The following is a 16,712-nucleotide window of genomic DNA, read 5'->3' as shown; positions in this document are numbered from 1 at the left end:
TTTCGTGACATTGCCAAGGAGGAGAGCGATGAGAACCCCCCTGATCCTGAGTGCGCTGCTGGCCGCGGGACCCGCCATGGCGCAGGACAAGCCCGTCCTGACCGTCTATGCCGGCGACTATATCGCCAGCGAATGGGGCCCCGGCCCCAAGATCGAGGAAGGCTTCGAGGCCTTCTGCGACTGTGACCTGCAATTCGTCACCGGCGACATCCTGCCCCGCATCATGCTGGAGGGCGAGGGAACCGAGGCCGACATCGTCTTCGGCCTGAACACCGACGTGACCGCGCGCGCGCGCGCATCGGGCCTGTTCGCGCCGCATGGCCAGGACACGTCCGACCTGTCGCTGCCCGTCGAATGGACCGACGAGGTGTTCCTGCCCTACAACTGGGGCGAAACCGCCTTCGTCTATGACGAGACGCGGCTGGAAAACCCGCCCGCCAGCTTCGAGGAACTTCTGGACGCGCCGGACGATCTGAAGATCGCGATCCAGGATCCGCGCAGCTCGATCTCGGGGCTGGCGCTGCTGTTGTGGGTGAAATCCGTCTATGGCGAGAACGCCCCCGAGGCGTGGGAGAAGCTGGCCCCCAAGGTGCTGACCGTCACGCGCGGCTGGTCCGAGAGCTATGGTCTGTTTACCGAGGGAGAGGTGGACATGGTCCTGTCCTACACCACCTCGCCCGCCTATCACATCGAGGCCGAGGACGACCCGGCCAAGAAGGCCGCGATCTTTCCCGAAGGCCATTACCTGATGGCCGAACTGGCGGCGCAGGTCGCATCGACCGATCAGCCGGAACTGGCGCAGGACTTCATGGACTGGATCCTGACCCCCGACTTCCAGGCGACGATCCCGCTGGCCAACTGGTCCCTGCCCGCCAAGCTGCCGCAGGACGACTGGCCGCAGGTCATGCGCGACCTGCCGCGCCCCGACAAGACCTTCTTCCAGCCCGAGGACAAGGCCGAGGAGATGCGCGAACCCGCGCTGGACGAATGGCTGCGCGCCTTTTCCGGCTAGGCGCGGGCCCCGCCATCGCGGCGGGGCTGGCCCTGCTGATCCTGGGCACCCTGGCCGCCGTCGCATGGCAGGCCGAGGGGCTGTCGGGCCTGTCGTCCTGGGACTGGCGGGCGGTACGCTTCACCATCTGGCAGGCGGCGCTGTCGGCCACGATTTCCGCCCTGCTGGCGGTGCCGGTGGCGCGCGCGCTGGCGCGGCGGCGGTTCTGGGGGCGCGGGCTGCTGGTCACGCTGCTGGGCGCGCCCTTCATCCTGCCGGTGATCGTGGCGATCATGGGCCTTGTCGCGGTCTTCGGGCGTCAGGGCGCGATCAACGACGCCCTGCGCGCGCTGTCCCTGCCCGAGATCAGCGTCTATGGCTGGCAGGGCGTGATCCTTGCGCATGTGTTCTTCAACCTGCCCCTGTCCGTGCGGCTGGTCCTGCAGGGCTGGCAGGCCATCCCGTCCGAGCGTTTCCGCCTGGCAGACAGCCTGGGCTTCGCGCCGCGCGACATCTCGCGCCACCTGGAGCGCCCCATGCTGCAGGCGGTGCTGCCCGGCGCGTGGCTGGCGGTGTTCCTTGTGTGCCTGACCAGCTTCACGGTCGCGCTGGCCCTTGGCGGTGGACCGCGCGCCACCACGGTCGAGCTGGCGATCTACCAGGCGTTCCGCTTCGATTTCGACCTGTCCAAGGCCGCGCTGCTGGGGCTGGTGCAGATCGCGATCTGCGTGGCCGCGCTGCTGGCCACGCGCTGGATTGCCGTGCCCGCCAGCTTCGGCGCGGGGCGCGACGACCGCGTCACCTGGCGCGGCCCGGCGGGCTGGCGGCAGGGCACCGACGCGCTGGCCATCGCGCTGGCCGCGGCCTTTCTGCTGTGGCCCATCGGGGCGGTCACCCTGCGCGGCCTGCCCTCCATCCCCGACCTGCCCCCCGAGGTCTGGACCGCCGCGATCCGGTCGGTGGTGATGGCCGTCATCTCGGCCCTGCTGACGCTGGCGGTCGCGCTGGTCATGGCGCTGCACCTTGCGCGCCGCCCCTCGGGGTGGGTCGAGGGGGCGGGCATGCTGCCGCTGGTCGCCTCGCCGCTGGTGCTGGGCACGGGGCTGTTCATCCTGCTGCGCGACGTGGCGGGCGCGCAGGCGCTGGCCCTGCCGGTCACGGTGGGGGTGAACGCGATGATGGCCCTGCCCTTCGCGCTGCGGGCGCTGATCCCCGCCGCGCGGACCATGCAGCAGGATTACGGGCGGCTGGCCGCATCGCTGGACATGACCGGCATCGCGCGGCTGCGCCTGCTGGTGCTGCCGCGACTGGCGCGGCCCGTCGGCTTCGCGGGCGGCCTTGCGGCGGCCTTGGCGATGGGCGACCTGGGGGTGATCGCGCTGTTTTCCACCGATCAGCCGACGCTGCCGCTGAAGCTCTATCAGCTGATGACCAGCTACCGGATGGCGGATGCCAGCGCCGCCGCCGTGCTGCTGATGGCAATCAGCTTCGCGCTGTTCTGGATCTTCGACCGAGGAGGCCGCCTTGCTTGAATGCCGCGACATCGTCCTGCACCGCGAGGGGTGGGAATTCGCAGCCGACCTGGACCTGCGACCCGGCGGGCGCATCGCCGTGATCGGACCATCGGGGGCGGGCAAGACGACGCTTCTGTCGCTGATCGCGGGGTTCCTGACGCCGGACCGGGGCCGCATCGCATGGGAGGGGCGGGACCTGACCGCCATCCCGCCGGGCAAGCGCCCGCTGTCGGTGCTGTTCCAGGACCAGAACCTGTTCCCGCATCTGGATGTCGCAAGCAATGTCGGGCTGGGCCTGCGCCCCGATCTGCGCCTGTCGCGCGATCAGCGCGACCGCGTGGCCCGCGCCATCGCGGATGTCGGGCTGGAGGGGTTCGACAAGCGCCTGCCCGCCAGCCTGTCGGGCGGCCAGCAGAGCCGCGTCGCGCTGGCCCGCGTGCTGCTGCGGGCGCGACCCATCCTGCTGCTGGACGAGCCCTTCGCCGCCCTCGGGCCCGCCCTGAAATCCGAGATGCTGGACCTGCTGGACCGCATCGGGTCCGAGACCGGCGCGCTGATGCTGATGGTCACGCACGATCCGCAGGACGCGCTGGACTTCGCGCATGATACCATCGTCGTGCAGGACGGGCGCTGTCACGCGCCGCAGCCGACGCGGGACCTGCTGCGCGATCCGCCGCCCGCGCTGCGGGACTATCTGGGGCGGGCCTTCGGCTGAGCGGCCCGCGGCTCAGACCAGGAAGATGTCGTCCGCGACATCCGCGACGGTCAGGTCCGCACCCTCCAGCACCAGCAGGTCGCCGCCGCCGAAATCGATGCGGACCCCGCTGCCGGTATCGGTGATGCGATCCGCGACGAAGCCCGCCACGTCATCGCCGATCAGGTCGGCATCGACGAACAGCCGGTCGGCCCCGTTGCCGAAATCGGTGATGCGGTCGCGCCCGTCGCCCTGCTTGATGACGAAAACGTCGGCGCCCGCGCCGCCCGACATCACATCCGCCTCGGAGCCGCCGGCCAGCGTGTCCTGACCCGCCCCGCCAAAGAGCCGGTCGAAGCCCTGCCCGCCGTTCAGAACGTCGTTGCCGTTGCCGCCATGCAGCGTGTCGGCATTCAGCCCGCCATCCAGCCGGTCGTGCCAGTTGCCGCCGAACAGCTTGTCGTGGCCCGCATTGCCGCGCAGGTGATCCGCCCCGCGATTGCCCGCAAGCCAGTCGGCACCGTCACCGCCCGCCAGCCGGTCGTGGCCGTCGCCCCCCATCAGCGAATCGAAGCCCGCACCGCCCGCAAGGCGGTCGTTGCCCGCCCCGCCCGACAGGGTGTCATGGCCCGCGAATCCCGCGATCCAGTCGTTGCCGCCCATCCCGGCGACCTGGTTGTCGCCGCCGTTCAGGCGCAGGTCGTCGGCACCCTGGGACACGCCGCCCGTCGCATCGGGGTTCTGATCCTCCCAGGAACCGCGATCGACGCCCGCGACGAACATGCCGGGCGCGTCGGCCTCGGCGATGGTGACGCCCTGCCCAAGGTCCAGCACGACCTCTCCATCGGTGCGGGCGAAGTTCTGCGTGGCCATCAGCACGCGATGACCGTCATATTCGCCCACCTGCAGCCCGATGCCGACCAGGGTCAGGTCGGGGTCCAGAATGTTGGCGCGATGGCCGTCGCTGTTCATCAGGTTGCGGTGCAGGGTCGCGATCTCGTCCGCCAGCGAACCGTCGCCGTCGATGCTGACGAAGGCCAGGTTCTCGGCCGTCATCCACGCGCCCGACAGATCGAACCCCGCGTCGCGCATCCGGTCGGTCGCCGAACTGCCCCCCGCCCCCGTATGCGAGAAGACGTCCTGCGCCAGCATCCAGTCGCTATGGGCGTCCGCCGATGCGTTCAGATGCGTCTCGAGCGTCAGCGCGTCCAGCCCCGCATCGGCCCGCGCCCCGTTCACAAGGTCCAGCATCAGTCGTTCGGCATCGGTCGCGACGGTCATGGCATTCCTTTCAGGGTTGTGTCTTGGGATGTGGTTCAACTGCTCCATGATTTCCAGAGTCGAGGGCCTTCGGGCTTTCCGTTGGGCGAAATATCGCTACCCTGCGCGCAGTATCATTGGGAGGATACCGACATGATCAAACGCATCGCAGCGACCCTTCCGGCCGCGGCCCTGTCGCTGATGGCCAGCGCGCCGCTGGCGCAATCGCAGGAATTCATCAACGTGCTGACCGGCGGCACCTCGGGGGTCTACTATCCGATGGGCGTTGCCCTGTCCGAGATCTATGCGGACACGATCGAGGGCGCGCGCACGCAGGTGCAATCGACCAAGGCCTCGGTCGAGAACCTGAACCTGCTGGCGCAGGGCCGGGGCGAGCTGGGCTTTGCCCTGGGCGATTCCGTGCAGATGGCATGGGAGGGCAACGAGGAAGCGGGCTTCCCGCGCCCCCTGAAGGAACTGCGCGCGCTTGCCGCCATCTATCCGAACTATATCCAGATCGTCGCGGACGCCTCGACCGGCGCCGAGACGCTCGAGGATCTGAAGGGCAAGACCCTGTCCGTCGGCGCACCCGCATCGGGGACCGAGCTGAACGCGCGCGCGATCTTCGCGGCGGGCGGCATGTCCTATGACGACCTGGGCAAGGTGGAATACCTGCCCTTCGCGGAATCGGCCGAGCTGATCAAGAACCGCCAGCTGGAGGCCACGCTGCAATCCTCGGGGCTGGGCGTCGCCTTCATCAAGGACCTGTCGGCCACCCACGACATCAACCTGGTCGCCATCCCCGAAGAGGTCGTGACCAGCATCGGCGCGCCCTATGCGCCCGCGGTGATCCCGGCCGGCACCTATAACGGGCAGGATGCCGACGTGCCGACCGCTGCCGTGGGCAACATGCTGATCACCCACGAGGGCGTCAGCGAGGAAACCGCCTACCAGATGACCAAGCAGCTGTTCGAGAACCTGGACCGCATGCGTTCGGCCCATGCCGCCGCCGAGGGGATCACCCCCGAGGGCGCCGTCGAGGGCGTCTCGATCCCGCTGCATCCGGGCGCCGAGCGCTACTATCGCGAAATCGGCATCATCGAGTGATGCCCCAGGGCCCCGCGCCGCGACGCGCGGGGCCATCTTTCCTGGAGACCCCCATGTCCGCACCCCTGACCGACGAGGCGACTCGTCTGGATCCCCATGCCGAGGCCGAAGTCTCGGAAGGTCTGCCGCCGGGCTTCGGCGAGGGCCTGATGGGCCGCGTGGCCTTCTGGCTGGCCGTGGCCTTTTCCCTCTTTCAACTCTGGGCGGCGGGTTACGGCACCCTGCCCAGCCAGGTCGTCCGCGCCATGCATGTGGGCTTCCTGCTGCTTCTGGGCTTCGGCCTGATCGGCAACCTTCTGGCCAGGACCCGCACGACGCAGGCGCTGTTCTGGGCCCTGGGGCTGCTGGGCTTCTCGACCGGGGTCTACAACTGGGTCGAATACAACGACCTGATCCGCCGCACCGGGTTCCTGACGCAGATGGACCTGGTGATGGGCACGATCCTGGTCGTGCTGGTCTTCGAGGGCGCGCGCCGCCTGATGGGCTGGCCGCTGGCGGTGATCGCGGCGATCTTCCTGGCCTATTGCTTCTTCGGCCAGCACCTGCCGCCGCCCTTCATCCATCGCGGCTACGGCTATGACCAGATCGTGGAGCATTTCGCCTTCGGGACCGAGGGCATCTATGGCAGCCCGATCTATGTCAGCAGCGCCTACATCTTCATCTTCGTGGTCTTCGCGGCCTTCCTCGAACGGGCGGGGATGCTGAACCTGTTCAACGATTTCGCGCTTGGCCTGGTGGGCGGCGTGCGGGGCGGACCCGCGCAGGTCGCCACGCTGTCCTCGGCGCTGATGGGCACCATCTCGGGGTCGGGGGTCGCCAACGTGGTCGCCTCGGGGCAGTTCACCATCCCGATGATGAAGAAATCGGGCTTCAAGGCCGCCTTCGCGGGCGGGGTCGAGGCGACGGCATCCATGGGCGGGCAGATCATGCCGCCGGTCATGGGCGCCGTGGCCTTCATCATGGCCGAGACGCTGAACGTCCCCTATGCCTCGGTCGTCAAGGCGGCCATCGTCCCGGCTGTGCTGTATTTCGGCGTCGTCTTCTGGATGGTCTGGCTGCAGGCCGGGCGCGACAACCTGCGCGGCCTGCCTAAGGACAGCCTGCCGAACCCCTGGCACGCCGTCCGGTCGCAATGGCCGCTGGTGCTGCCGCTGGCGGCGCTGGTCTACCTGCTGTTCGCGGGCTACACGCCGATCTTCGCGGGCACGATGGGGCTGGCGCTGGTGACCGTGCTGATCCTGGGCACGCCCCTGGCCGCCATGATCGGGCCGCAGGCCTTCCGCATGGTCTTCTGGGTCGCACTGGGCCTTGCCTGCGCGGCCTTCCTCAAGTTCGGGATCAACCTGCTGGTCATCGTCATCGCGACGCTGATCCTGGCCTGTGCGCTGTTCCAGGGCACGCGCCCGACCATCGGCATCGTGCGCGACGCGCTGGCGCAGGGCGCGCGCAACGCCCTGCCGGTCGGCATGGCCTGTGCAATCGTCGGCGTCGTCATCGGCACGCTGACCCTGACGGGCATCGCGTCCACCTTCATCGGCGCGATCATCGCCATCGGCGAGAACAACCTGTTCCTGTCGCTGTTCCTGACCATGCTGACCTGCCTGGTGCTGGGGATGGGGATCCCGACGATCCCCAACTACATCATCACCTCGTCGCTGGCGGGACCGGCGCTGCTGGAACTGGGCGTGCCGCTGCTGGTCAGCCACATGTTCGTCTTCTATTTCGGGATCATGGCCGACCTGACGCCGCCGGTGGCGCTGGCCTGCTTCGCGGCGGGGCCGATCGCCAAGGCGCCGGGGCTGAAGATCTCGTTGCAGGCGATCCGGCTGGCGGCTGCGGGCTTCATCATCCCGTTCATGGCCGTCTACACGCCCTCGCTGATGCTGCAGGACGGGGGCGCCATCGCCCAAGCCTGGGGCTATCCGGTCGAGGTGGCCTATGTGCTGCTCAAGACCGTGCTGGGGATCGGGCTGTGGGGGATCGCCGTCGTGGGCTTCTTCCTGGACCGCACGACCATTCCCGAGCGGCTGCTGGCGATGGCGGGCGGCGTGTCGCTGATCCTGGCGATGCCGCTGAGCGACCAGATCGGCTTCGGGCTGGCCGCGGCCTTCCTCGCGACGCATGTCCTGCACACGCGCAAGGCGCGGTGATCTGCGTTGCCGCGGGGGCGGCGGTCCTGACGCTGGCCGCCCCCGGATTCACGCTGGAATGGACCCATTCGGTGGAACGGACCCGCTGGTGGGAACGCTGGCAGGCGACCGAGGCCGGGCTTGCCCCGGTCGAGGCCCGCATCACCGGATCGGGCGCCGGGATGGAGCCCGCCCCCGATGCCGTCCTGCGCGACGGCGCGTGGTGGTGGGAACCCGATACCCCGCCCGTGGCGCAGGTGCTGCTGGGCGCGTCGGGGGCCACGGGCGGCGGCTGGCGTCTGTGCGCGGCGGGCGAATGCCACGACCTGCCGGAGGGCGAGCGACCGATAAGGCTGTGGCAGGCGCAGGACTGCACGGCACCTTGACGAAAAGGGGGCGCGGTCACCCGCGCCCCCTTCGCATTCCGGCAAGGTCCGGCCTCAGCCGACCAGTGCGTTGTCGTCGCGCTTGACCACCACGATCGCCGAACGCGGCAGGCTGCCCTCGCCGTCCGGGAAGGGCGCGGCGGGGTGCTGGATGCCCACGAACATCGTGCGCTTGTCGGACGACCAGGTCAGGCCGGTGACCTCGGACCCCTTCGGCCCGGTCAGGAAGCGGCGGATCTCTCCGGTCTCGGGGTCGCCCGCCAGCATCTGGTTGTTGCCCATGCCCGCGAACTCGCCCTCGTTCGAATCGTCGCCATCGGTCTGGATCCAGATGAGGCCGGTCGAGTCGATCTGCATCCCGTCGGGCGAGTTGAACAGGTTGCCCGCGTTGATGTTGTCGGTGCCCGCATAGGGGCCGTCCTTGTGAACGGTCGGGTTGCCCGCCATCACGTACAGATCCCATTCGAACCCGTCCGCGGCGTGATCCTGGTCCACCGGGCGCCAGCGCACGATCTGGCCGTATTCGTTCGTCTCGCGCGGGTTGGGGGCGTTCGTGCTCATGTCGTCGCCGCCAGCATTGGTCGCATCCGCGCCACGCTTGCTATTGTTCGTCAGGCAGCAATAGGCCTCGGGGGCGGTCGGGTTCACGGCGATCCACTCGGGGCGGTCCATCGTGGTGGCACCGGCGGCCGAGGCGGCCATGCGGGTGAAGATCGCGATCTCGGCGGCCTCCATGCCGGTGGTCTCGGGCGTCAGGGCCAGCCATTCGCCGGTCATGTCGTCGTTGAACTTCGCGGCGAACAGCGTGCCCTCGGACAGCAGCGAGGACGTGTCGCCACCTTCCTCGTAGGTGTCGCGGCTGACCCACTTGTACATGAATTCGCCACGCTCGTCGTCGCCCATGTAGACGACGACCTTGCCGTCCTTGGCCACGACCGCGGCGGCGTTCTCGTGCTTGAAGCGGCCAAGCGCGGTGTGCTTGACGGGGGTCGATTCCGGGGCTGCCGGATCGATCTCGACGATATAGCCCGCGCGATGCGGCTCGTTGGGGTTCGCCGTGACGTCGAAGCGGGCGTCGTACTTGTGGTACTCGTAGCCCGAACCCTCGGCGCTGATGCCATAGCGGTCATAACCCGCGGCCGTCTTCTCGTCGGTGGGCATCTCGCCCGAGGCGCCGAAATACCCGTTGAAGTTCTCTTCGCAGGTCAGGTACGTGCCCCAGGGCGTGCGACCCGAACCGCAATTGTTGAACGTGCCCAGGGGCGCCATGCCGGTCTGGTCGGCCTCGGTGCGCAGCAGCTCGTGACCGGCGGCGGGGCCGTCCATCGTCATCTGCGTCAGATGCGTGATGCGACGGTTGTAGGGGCTGTCGACCACGACGGCCCAGCCGTCATCACCCTCGGCCACTTCCATGACGGTGACGCCCTGGAAGTTCTGCAGGCGCAGAACGTCATCGGCGGATGCAGCCAGCCCGTCGGCATTCTCGGGCAGGTTGATGTCGGTGTTCACGTATTCGCTGTTGACCGCCAGAAGCTGACGGCCCTCGACCTCGAAGGCCTCCATGCCGTCGGTATTCTCGCCGAAGACGCGGTCCGAACCTTCGGTCGGGATGCCCTTGGCCGCGTCGAATTCCGGCGCGTCCGAGAACAGCGGATCGCCCCAACGCACCAGGGTCTTCCAGCTGTAGCCTTCGGGGACGTGGATGGTCGCGTCGGTCTGCGCGGCGATCTGTTCGAAGGGGAAGCGCGCGGCCTGCTGCGCCAACGCGGGGCTGGCCTTCAGGAACGCGCTGCCCATGACGGCCGCGCCCGAGCCGAAGGCCAGCGCACCGCCCAGGAAGCCGCGACGCGAGATCGCGCGCTCGACCACGCGGTCGAATTCCTGCACCTCGGGACGGGGGAAGTTCAGCTCGTCCCAGTCATCTGCCGAAAGGCGTGTCTGCTGGCGGTCGGTCATGGCTCGCTCCATTCTCTGAGTCGCCCGTCGCGCGGGCTTCCGGGCAGGCTTTAGCGCCGCCTTGTGACGCTTGGGTGAAGGCGCTCGTTGCAGAAATGTCGCAGGCCGTGCCCGAGGGCGCTGAAATCGCCTGAAGAATCGGGCCATGTCCTTTAATACAACCCTGAGGCGCGCGACATTCCGCTTGTCCTCGGCTAGGATCGGGCCATACCCGCGATCACACCTACAATTCCGTCTGGCGGCCATCAGGCGCAGCGTTCCAGGAGAGATGACGATGACCTCGAAGTTCAAGCCGGGCGCAGCAGCCCTTGCGATCACCCTTGCAGCAGCCGCCACGGCCCAAGCAGGCGGCGCCGTCGCCCCGGTGTTGGAGACCGCGCCCGTGATCGTCGCCCCCGAGCCCGTCGCATCCGCCTGGACCGGCGCCTATGTCGGCGGCTCGCTCGGCTATGTCGGCGGCACCGATGACGAGATCGGCCTGCGCGCTTATCGAGATGATACGCTGCTGCGCGAGGAAAGTGGGCTGGGCGATGTCGGCGTCAGCGGCGTGACTGGCGGCATCCATGCAGGTTATCGTTGGCAGCGCGGCAACTGGATCTTTGGCCCCGAGCTGAGCGCTCAATTCGGTTCTGTCGATAAGAGCCGCGACATCCTGTTGTTCGATGCCGAGGTCGAGGCCGAGAACGATATGAAAAACGTCATCGCCCTTGTCGCGAAGACCGGCTATCTCCTGAATTCGCAAACGTTAATCTATGGCACTTTTGGTATTGCGCGCGGCGATTTCGAGTACAGCTTCTCTTCGGATGACGGCTCGATCTCGGAGGATTACAGCTCAACCGGCATTGCGGCCGGTCTGGGTGTGGAACGCCTAATGAACGATCGTCTATCGGTCTTTGCCGAATATCAGTATCGAGATTTTGGCAACGAAACTGTCGATTTCGCTTTGGATGATTTTACCTTCGACACCCGCGCCAGCGTCTCGCACAGCACCGTCAAGGTCGGGGCCAACTGGCGCTTCTGACCGGTCCTGACGGGATCATGGCGGGGGCCGGTGCGCGTGATGCGCCCGGCCCCTTTCTCATGCGCGGCGGCGGGTCCGGTGGCCCACCGGAACGGGCAGCGCGCGTGAGCCGCAGGCGATGGCGATGCCCTTGGGGACCAGCGCCCGCAGGGCCGGATCCTCGACCGGCAGGCCCCCGGTATAGGCACCGAAGGCGGGCAGGATCAGGTGCGTATCGCCCAGCAGGAAGCAGCGCCTGCGCGTGCCGCCCAGCCGGATGCAGGGGTGGTAATGCCCGCTGATGTCGGGGCCGTTCGCGGCCTCGTGGCGCAGGGCGGGGACGGCGTCGATCTGGGCGACCGCGGCGCCCGGAAGGCGCGGGCAGATGGGGCCCGGATCGTGGTTGCCCTGCACCCAGATCCAGTCGCGCCCCTGTGCCATGGCCTGCAACCGCGCGCAGATGTCGTCGGGCAGCGCCCGCCCCGCCGCGTCGTCGTCGAACCCGTCGCCAAGGCTGACGATGGCCGCGGGATCGGTCGCCTCGATTTCCGATGCGGCGCGGTCCAGCGTTTCCTGCGTCTCGTAGGGGGGCAGCAGCGCGCCGCCGCGACGGGCCATGCGCTCGGACTTGCCCAGATGCAGGTCCGACAGGATCAGCCAGCGCCGGGCGGGCCAGAAGAGCGCCCCCGATGCCCGCGCCTGGAACCGCTGGCCCGCGAAGTGCAGATCGTGATGGATCACGCCAGCCCCGCCTCGGCCATGAGGGCGGCGGCCTCTTCCTCGGCCAGGCGTTCGCGGCCCTTGCCGGCGATGGGCACCCGGCCCTTTTCCAGCAGCAGGGGCGCCGCCAGCGGCGACACGCGGTCCAGCATGCGGTGGTCGATCTGTCGGTTGCGGTCCAGCATGTCCTCGATCCGGTCGAAATCGACCAGCCCGTGACGGGCCTCCTGCGCGGTGATGCGCAGAAGCAGATGATCCGGGTCGTAGCGTCGCAGCGTATCATAGAGGATGTCGCTGGAAAACGTGGCCTGACGCCCCGTCTTGCGCGTGCCGGGCAGGTTGCGCTGGATCAGCCCCGCGATGACGGCCACGTTGCGGAAGGTCCGCTTCATCACCGCGTTCCCCGCCAGCCAGTCGCCCAGGCCCTCGCGCAGGCCGTCGCGGTCCAGCAGTGGCGCGGGATCGCGCACGGGGTCGATGGACCAGACCAGCAGCGCGTAATCGGTGGACAGGAACCCCAGGGGGCCGAGGCCCGCATCCTCCATCATGCGCGTCATCAGCAGGCCCAGGGTCTGCAGCGCGTTCCGCCCCGCAAAGCCATACAGCGCGAAGTGCCAGCGGCCCTGGTGGGCAAAGCTCTCGCTGGTCAGGACGCCGTCCTGCGGCAGGGCGCCGACCTGCGATTGCAGCGCCAGCCAGTCGCGCGTGTCGCGCGGAAGGGACGCGTGATGGGCCGGATCCCCGATCAGCGCCTGCACCCGGTGCGACAGCTGGGTCGAGGTCGCAAGCTTGACCCCCGAGAAGACGGCGATGCGCGGTTCCTTCGTGGGTTGCTTGACGACCTCGACCACCATGTCGCGCAGCCCCTCGTAGCGCACCGTCTGGCCGCCGATCAGGAAGGTGTCGCCCGGCAGCAGGGTCGCGGCAAAGGATTCCTCGACCTCGCCCAAGGGCGCGCCGCCCCTGCCCCGCATGCGGACGCGCAGCATCTCGGATTCGACGATGGTGCCGATATTCATGCGGATGTCGCGCGCGGCGCGCGGATCGCGCAGCCGCCACGACCCGTCGCGCTGCATCAGCCGCTGCCAGCGGTCATAGGCCCGCAGGGCATAGCCGCCCGTCGCCGCGAAGTTCAGGCAATCGTCGAAATCGGCGCGGGTCAGGTCGCGATAGGGGCCGGCGCGGCGAACCTCGGCAAACAGCGCGTCGGCGTCGAACGGCCCCGCGCAGGCGGTCAGCAGCATGTGCTGACACAACACGTCCAGCGGCCCCGGCCCGCGCGGGTCGCCATCCAGATCGCGTTCGCGGACGGCCTGCAACGCGGCGACGCATTCGATCACCTCGAAGCGGTTGGCGGGCACGATCCGCGCCCGCGACGGCGCGTTGTAGCGGTGGTTCGCCCGCCCGATCCGCTGGACCAGCCGCTTGACGTTCTTGGGCGCGCCGACCTGCAGCACCAGATCGACGGCGCCCCAGTCGATGCCCAGGTCCAGGCTGCCCGTCGCCACGACCGCGCGCAATTCGCCCGCAGCCATCGCGGCCTCGACCCTCTGGCGGGATTCGCGCGACAGGCTGCCGTGATGCAACCCGATCGGCAGGTTGTCGTCGTTGACGGCCCAGAGCGCCTGGAAGAACAGCTCGGCCTGGGCGCGGGTGTTGATGAAGATGATCGTCGTCTGCGCCTGCCGGACCTGATCCAGCACGTCGCGGACGGCGTAATGCCCCCCGCCACCGGCCCAGGGCGGGGGCTTGGCGGTGGGCAGCATCGCGATGTCGGGTTCGGGGCCGGGATCGGCATGGATCACCTGCCCGCCGCCCATGAAGGCCAGCAGGCCCTGCGGATCCTCGACCGTGGCGGACAGGCCCGTCACCTGCAGATCGGGCGCAAGGCTGCGCAGCCGCGCCAGGGCCAGCATCAGCTGATCGCCGCGCTTGTTCTCGGCCAGGGCGTGCAGTTCGTCCAGCACCACGCGGCGCAGCCCGCCGAAGATGCGCGGCGCCTGTTCATAGGACAGCATCAGCGCCAGCGATTCCGGCGTGGTCAGCAACACATGCGGCGGATCGACCCGCTGGCGGGCACGCTGACCCGCGCGGGTGTCGCCGGTCCGGTCCTCGATCCGGATGTCCAGCCCCAGATCCGCCACGGGCCGCGACAGGTTGCGCGCGATATCCGCCGTCAGCGCCTTGAGCGGCGAGACATAGAGCGTGTGCATCCCCCGATGCGGCTCGGTCAGTTCCACAAGCGATGGCAGGAAGCCCGCCAGCGTCTTGCCCCCGCCCGTGGGCGCGATCAGCAGGCTGTCCCGCGTCGCCTCCAGCAGTTGCAGCTGGTGGGGATGGGGTTCCCAGCCCTGCGCGGCGAACCAGTCGCGGAAACGGTCGGGCAGCGTCATGGCAGCATGGCCCGCAGGGTTTCCAGCAGGTCGGCCTCGGATGCGGGCTTGTCCCACCGGATGCGGCTGATGCGCGGAAACCGCATGGCGAGGCCCGACTTGTGGCGCGCGGATTCGTTCAGCCCCTCGAACGCGACCTCCAGCACCAGCCTGGGGACGACGGACCGGACCGGGCCGAAACGCTCGGTCGTGTTGTTGCGCACGAAGCGGTCCAGCTCTCGCAGTTCCTCGTCGGTGAAGCCGAAATAGGCCTTGCCCACCGGCACCAGCTGATCGCCGTCCCACAACCCGAAGGTGAAATCGCTGTAGAAGCCCGACCGCTTGCCATGCCCCCGTTGGGCATAGAGCATGACCGCATCGACGATCATCGGATCGCGCTTCCACTTGAACCACGGCCCGCGCGGACGTCCGCCGACATAGGCGCTGTCGCTGCGCTTCAGCATCACGCCCTCGATCACGGGGCTGGGCGGGTCGGCGCGCAGCGCGGCCAGGTCGTCCCATGTCGCATAGGCCAGCAGCGGCGAGACGTCGATCCGGTCGCTGCCGAAATCGACCGCCTGCAGCACGGCGCGGCGTTCGGAATGGGGCAGCGGGCGCATGTCGCGGCCCTGCCAGACCAGCAGGTCGTAGACGCGCAGGCCGGCGGGATGGCTCTCCAGCATCGCCTTCGTCACCGTCTTGCGGTTCAGGCGCTGCTGCAGATCGCCGAAGGGCGCGATATCGTCGCCCCGGCGCACCAGCAGTTCGCCATCGACCGCACCGTCGAAATTCAGCGCCTCGATCACGTCGGGAAAGGCGCCCGACACATCCTCGCCCGTGCGGGAATAGAGCTTGCGGACACCGCCATCGTTCACCGCCTGCACCCGGATGCCGTCCCATTTCCATTCGGCCACGTAATCGGCGGGATCGAAGCCCTGCAGCTGGTCAAGATCGACCGGCGTGGACAGCATGACGGGCCGGAAGGGCGCAAGTGCTGCCTGCGCGGGCCGCTCGCCGCCCTCGATCCAGTCGAACAGGGGGGCATAGGGCGGGGTCAGGCCGTGCCAGATCTCCTCGATATCGGCGACATCGGGGGTGCCCATCTCGGCCAGGGCGATGCGGGCCATGCGGGCGGACAGCCCCACGCGCATGTTGCCGGTCGCAAGCTTGAGGAAGGCCAGGCGCTCGGACGGGCCAAGCCGGTCCAGCATCGCGGCGATGGCGGCAGGCAGCCCCGCGCGGCCCGTATCCTGCAACAGCGCCACGGCATCCGACAGGGGCACGTCGTCGCCGCCGTCGCCCTGCCACAGCAGCGCGATGGTCTCGGCCAGATCGCCCACGAAATCGTAGGACAGCGCGAAAAGCTGCTCGTCGATCCGCTCGGCCATCAGCCCGCGCAGCAGGCGTGGCGTCACGGCCCGCAGCTTCAGATCGCCCGTCAGCGCGGCCAGCGCCCAGCCGCGATCGGGGTCCGGCGTCGATTGCAGGTAATGCCGCAGCAGCCGCAGCTTGGCATTGCGCGCGCCCGTGAAGGCCAGCCGTTCCAGAAGATGCGCGAATGCCTTCATTCGGATTCATCCTCGTATCCGACAAGGCGCAGCGGGCGGGCGGGGATGCCCTCCAGCTCGCACCAGCGCATCAGGCCGTCCTCGTTTCCATGGGTGATCCACAGCTCGGACGGGGCAAGTTCGCGGACGGTCCGCGTGACCTGCGGCCAGTCGACATGGTCGCTGACGATCAGCGGCAGTTCCACCCCGCGCTGGCGGGCGCGGGCGCGGACCGACATCCAGCCCGAGGCGAAGCCGATCACCGGGTCGCGGAACCGCTGGACCCACGGGCTGGCAAAGGCCGAGGGCGGCGCGATCACCAGCTGCGCGGGCACGTCGGCGGCGGTGGCGGGGATCAGCTCGCCCAGCTCGATCCCCTGTTCGACATGGTAATCGCAGAGCCGCTGCAGCGCGCCGTGGATCGCGATGGGGCCGTCGATGCCCGCCTGCCGGGCAAGCGATATGACGCGCTGCGCCTTGCCCAGGGCATAGGCGCCGATCAGGTGCGGACGCTCGGGGAACTCGGCCATGCTGGCGGTCAGGCGGGCCATCTCGGACAGGGGGTCGGGATGGCGGAAGACCGGCAGGCCGAAGGTGGCCTCGGTCACGAAGACGTCGCAGGGAACGGGTTCATAGGGCGCGCAGACGGGATTGGGTGCGCGGCAGTAATCGCCCGACACCACGATGGTCGGCCCCTTGTCGGGGCGCACGCGGATCTGCGCCGATCCGAGGATATGCCCTGCCGGGTGGAAGCTGACGGTGACATCGCCCACGCGGATCTGTCCCTCGGCCACCTGTCGGGTGCGGGTGAAATCCTCGCCATAGCGGATGGCCATGATCTCGAGCGTCTGGCGGGTCGCAAGGACGGATCCGTGGCCCGACCGCGCGTGATCGCCATGCCCATGCGTGATCAGCGCACGCGGAACCGGGCGGACGGGGTCGATGAAGAAATCGCCGGGCGGACAATAGAGCCCGGCCTCGGTCGGGTGCAGGATCTGGTCGGCGCGCATGGGCCCCGTGCTGGCAGGTGTTGCGT

The 16,712-nt window shown here is 68.8% G+C and carries 13 protein-coding genes; 7 read left to right on the top strand and 6 right to left on the bottom strand.

What is annotated here, in order from left to right; all coding sequences use genetic code 11:
- Window positions 1-28: 28 nt before the first annotated feature.
- Genes F804_RS0114375 through F804_RS0114365 form a run of 3 tightly spaced genes read left to right on the top strand, consistent with a single transcriptional unit; the run spans window position 29 to window position 3,220 of the window.
- The gene (locus tag F804_RS0114375; RefSeq protein ID WP_022708449.1) at window positions 29-1,012 is read left to right on the top strand and encodes a thiamine ABC transporter substrate-binding protein; all 984 of its coding nucleotides are present in this window, start codon (window positions 29-31) and stop codon (window positions 1,010-1,012) included.
- A complete protein-coding gene (locus tag F804_RS0114370) occupies window positions 988-2,523 on the top strand; it encodes a thiamine/thiamine pyrophosphate ABC transporter permease ThiP (protein WP_022708448.1) in 1,536 nt (511 codons plus the stop codon). Before F804_RS0114375 ends, F804_RS0114370 begins: the two co-directional genes overlap by 25 nt.
- A complete protein-coding gene (locus F804_RS0114365) occupies window positions 2,516-3,220 on the top strand; it encodes a thiamine ABC transporter ATP-binding protein (RefSeq protein WP_022708447.1) in 705 nt (234 codons plus the stop codon). The genes F804_RS0114370 and F804_RS0114365 overlap by 8 nt, the downstream gene beginning before the upstream one ends.
- A gap of 12 nt (window positions 3,221-3,232) precedes the next feature.
- Here F804_RS0114365 and F804_RS17040 read toward each other — a convergent pair whose 3' ends face one another.
- On the bottom strand, window positions 3,233-4,480 hold the full coding sequence (locus F804_RS17040; RefSeq protein WP_022708446.1) for a CAP domain-containing protein: 1,248 nt from the start codon (window positions 4,478-4,480) through the stop codon (window positions 3,233-3,235).
- Between the two features lie 132 nt (window positions 4,481-4,612).
- Here F804_RS17040 and F804_RS0114355 point away from each other — a divergent pair, with 132 nt between their 5' ends.
- The 3 genes from F804_RS0114355 to F804_RS0114345 are packed head-to-tail and all read left to right on the top strand — an operon-like array spanning window position 4,613 to window position 8,081.
- A complete protein-coding gene (locus F804_RS0114355; protein WP_022708445.1) occupies window positions 4,613-5,566 on the top strand; it encodes a TAXI family TRAP transporter solute-binding subunit in 954 nt (317 codons plus the stop codon).
- A 41-nt stretch (window positions 5,567-5,607) separates the two neighbouring features.
- Complete coding sequence (locus F804_RS0114350; protein WP_425413881.1) at window positions 5,608-7,716, top strand: TRAP transporter permease; 2,109 nt, start codon at window positions 5,608-5,610, stop codon at window positions 7,714-7,716.
- Window positions 7,713-8,081 (top strand): DUF1850 domain-containing protein, encoded by a 369-nt coding sequence (locus F804_RS0114345; RefSeq protein ID WP_022708443.1) that lies wholly within the window; start codon window positions 7,713-7,715, stop codon window positions 8,079-8,081. The genes F804_RS0114350 and F804_RS0114345 overlap by 4 nt, the downstream gene beginning before the upstream one ends.
- A 54-nt stretch (window positions 8,082-8,135) precedes the next feature.
- On the opposite strand, the gene F804_RS0114340 is transcribed toward F804_RS0114345, so the two are convergent.
- Window positions 8,136-10,037 carry a PhoX family protein gene (locus F804_RS0114340; RefSeq protein ID WP_022708442.1) on the bottom strand — a complete coding sequence of 634 codons (1,902 nt, stop codon included), beginning with the start codon at window positions 10,035-10,037 and terminating at the stop codon, window positions 8,136-8,138.
- A gap of 274 nt (window positions 10,038-10,311) precedes the next feature.
- Between F804_RS0114340 and F804_RS0114335 the strand changes: the two genes are divergently transcribed.
- Window positions 10,312-11,058 (top strand): outer membrane protein, encoded by a 747-nt coding sequence (locus F804_RS0114335; RefSeq protein WP_169447699.1) that lies wholly within the window; start codon window positions 10,312-10,314, stop codon window positions 11,056-11,058.
- A 57-nt stretch (window positions 11,059-11,115) separates the two neighbouring features.
- On the opposite strand, the gene pdeM is transcribed toward F804_RS0114335, so the two are convergent.
- The 4 genes from pdeM to F804_RS0114315 are packed head-to-tail and all read right to left on the bottom strand — an operon-like array spanning window position 11,116 to window position 16,686.
- Window positions 11,116-11,778: a ligase-associated DNA damage response endonuclease PdeM gene (gene pdeM / locus F804_RS0114330; RefSeq protein WP_022708440.1), complete on the bottom strand. Its 663-nt coding sequence runs from the start codon at window positions 11,776-11,778 to the stop codon at window positions 11,116-11,118.
- Complete coding sequence (locus F804_RS0114325) at window positions 11,775-14,150, bottom strand: ligase-associated DNA damage response DEXH box helicase (protein ID WP_022708439.1); 2,376 nt, start codon at window positions 14,148-14,150, stop codon at window positions 11,775-11,777. The genes pdeM and F804_RS0114325 overlap by 4 nt, the downstream gene beginning before the upstream one ends.
- Window positions 14,147-15,697, bottom strand: coding sequence for a cisplatin damage response ATP-dependent DNA ligase (locus F804_RS0114320; protein ID WP_022708438.1), 1,551 nt, complete (start codon window positions 15,695-15,697; stop codon window positions 14,147-14,149). Before F804_RS0114320 ends, F804_RS0114325 begins: the two co-directional genes overlap by 4 nt.
- Window positions 15,694-16,686, bottom strand: coding sequence for a ligase-associated DNA damage response exonuclease (locus tag F804_RS0114315; protein WP_022708437.1), 993 nt, complete (start codon window positions 16,684-16,686; stop codon window positions 15,694-15,696). The genes F804_RS0114320 and F804_RS0114315 overlap by 4 nt, the downstream gene beginning before the upstream one ends.
- Window positions 16,687-16,712: the final 26 nt, after the last annotated feature.

The sequence above is a fragment of the Paracoccus zeaxanthinifaciens ATCC 21588 genome, from assembly GCF_000420145.1.
GTDB classification, from domain to species: Bacteria; Pseudomonadota; Alphaproteobacteria; order Rhodobacterales; family Rhodobacteraceae; genus Paracoccus; species Paracoccus zeaxanthinifaciens.
This window is presented reverse-complemented; position numbering and strand designations above follow the sequence as displayed.

What these genes read in the sequence shown, in the direction of transcription:
- F804_RS0114375 (WP_022708449.1), top strand. Translation starts at nt 29, where the DNA reads ATGAGAACCCCCCTGATCCTGAGTGCGCTGCTGGCCGCGGGACCCGCC.
- F804_RS0114370 (WP_022708448.1), top strand. Translation starts at nt 988, where the DNA reads ATGGCTGCGCGCCTTTTCCGGCTAGGCGCGGGCCCCGCCATCGCGGCG.
- F804_RS17040 (WP_022708446.1), bottom strand. Translation starts at nt 4,480, where the DNA reads ATGACCGTCGCGACCGATGCCGAACGACTGATGCTGGACCTTGTGAAC.
- F804_RS0114355 (WP_022708445.1), top strand. Translation starts at nt 4,613, where the DNA reads ATGATCAAACGCATCGCAGCGACCCTTCCGGCCGCGGCCCTGTCGCTG.
- F804_RS0114340 (WP_022708442.1), bottom strand. Translation starts at nt 10,037, where the DNA reads ATGACCGACCGCCAGCAGACACGCCTTTCGGCAGATGACTGGGACGAG.
- F804_RS0114335 (WP_169447699.1), top strand. Translation starts at nt 10,312, where the DNA reads ATGACCTCGAAGTTCAAGCCGGGCGCAGCAGCCCTTGCGATCACCCTT.
- F804_RS0114325 (WP_022708439.1), bottom strand. Translation starts at nt 14,150, where the DNA reads ATGACGCTGCCCGACCGTTTCCGCGACTGGTTCGCCGCGCAGGGCTGG.
- F804_RS0114320 (WP_022708438.1), bottom strand. Translation starts at nt 15,697, where the DNA reads ATGAAGGCATTCGCGCATCTTCTGGAACGGCTGGCCTTCACGGGCGCG.
- F804_RS0114315 (WP_022708437.1), bottom strand. Translation starts at nt 16,686, where the DNA reads ATGCGCGCCGACCAGATCCTGCACCCGACCGAGGCCGGGCTCTATTGT.